Origin of the sequence: Zoogloea oleivorans (assembly GCF_008107625.1) — a bacterium.
Lineage (GTDB): Bacteria > Pseudomonadota > Gammaproteobacteria > Burkholderiales > Rhodocyclaceae > Zoogloea > Zoogloea oleivorans.
Map to the genome: position 1 here is coordinate 1 of NZ_SDKK01000093.1, position 1,451 is coordinate 1,451.

Annotated in this window: 1 protein-coding gene; it reads right to left on the reverse strand. The window is 61.2% G+C overall.

All coding sequences use genetic code 11. The features are described from left to right. Positions 1-7: 7 nt before the first annotated feature. Complete coding sequence (locus ETQ85_RS25910) at positions 8-1,405, reverse strand: IS30 family transposase (protein ID WP_148580646.1); 1,398 nt, start codon at positions 1,403-1,405, stop codon at positions 8-10. Between the last annotated feature and the right edge of the window lie 46 nt (positions 1,406-1,451).

A 1,451-nucleotide genomic window follows, 5' to 3' on the forward strand; every position in this document is an offset into this window, starting at 1 on the left:
GGCGGATTCAACCGGTCGTCGCAACACCGGATTGCTGTGCGGATTTTAGATAGTCATTCAAAGCTTCTGCGGGAGTCTTCCATCCGAGCGTCTTCCGTGGCCGTGCGTTGAGCGTGTTGGCTACGGACTGAATCTCCTGGGCGCTCCAGCGGGACAAGTCTGTTCCCTTTGGGAAGTACTGCCGTAGAAGTCCATTCGTGTTCTCGTTCGTGCCGCGCTGCCACGGACTATGCGGGTCAGCGAAGAAGACACTCACCCCGGACTCGATAGTGAAGCGGGCGTGATCCGATAGCTCTTTACCGCGATCCCAGGTCAATGATTGCCAGAGCCGGGCAGGCAAGGTCGCTACCGTTCGTTTGAGTGCATTGGCCATCGTGATGGCGCCGTAGCCGGCCAAGGCAGGACCGTTCTTGGTTCGCGGAGCCTGCCCATAGCCCTGCTCCCGAGGCAGGTGAACAAGTATGGTGAAGCGACTGGACCGCTCTACAAGCGTCCCTATCGCGGAGCGGTTCAGCCCAATGATCAGGTCTCCTTCCCAATGGCCTGGCACGGCGCGATCTTGTACTTCTACGGGGCGGCTGGAGATCATCACCTCCTCGCTGACGTGGGCCCACGACCTGGCCTGAGACCTCGCCCGAGGCACGCGCAATGCCCGCCCGGTACGCAGGCAGCTGACCAGCTCCCGCTTGAGCGCACCCCGACCTTGAATGTAGAGCGCCTGATAAATGGCTTCATGAGAGATGCGCATGGATTCATCTTCCGGAAAGTCGACGCGCAGCCGATTGGCTATCTGCTCAGGAGACCAGCCATTGACCCATTTGCGGTCACCCCGATGTGGCTTGTTCCGGCCTTTGAAGGGCGCGTGCGCAGGTCCGACAATCTCATGGCCATCGGCGTCATGCATCTTGCCCTCTAACCGGTCTTGAACGTAGCACCGAAGTCGCGGGTGAGTCACCAACTTAGCGGACTTCGGTCTCCGGGCCGCCAGTTCCGCCTTCCACTGCGCAACCGATGCCCGATACTCGAGTTGGCCGCCGCGCGTGGCGGCGTTGCGAACCAGCTCCCGCGACACCGTCGATGGGCTTCGCCCGGTTTGCCGAGCAATCTCCCGTACGCCAACGCCCTGGGCGCGGAGCACCCCTATCTCTTCACGCTCGGCAAATGACAAGTACCGCCCGGACACAGGATTCGACATGAACAAGGGCATGCCTCCACGATGACGAAACCAGCGCGAGCCTACAGCCTGTGATGCGCCAACTGCTTCTGCCGCCTTCTCGCTTGTGATGCCGGTTGCGATCTGCGCCCAGAACCGCCGCTCAACCTCACGGCAAAGCGATGGTGCGCCAGGCGAGCGCATTGTCTCTCGACCTGTCACCTGCTTTTGCCACCCTGCGGGTCGCCCCATACAAACCTCCAGTTAGAAGGTGTTGCGACGACCGGTTGAATCCGCC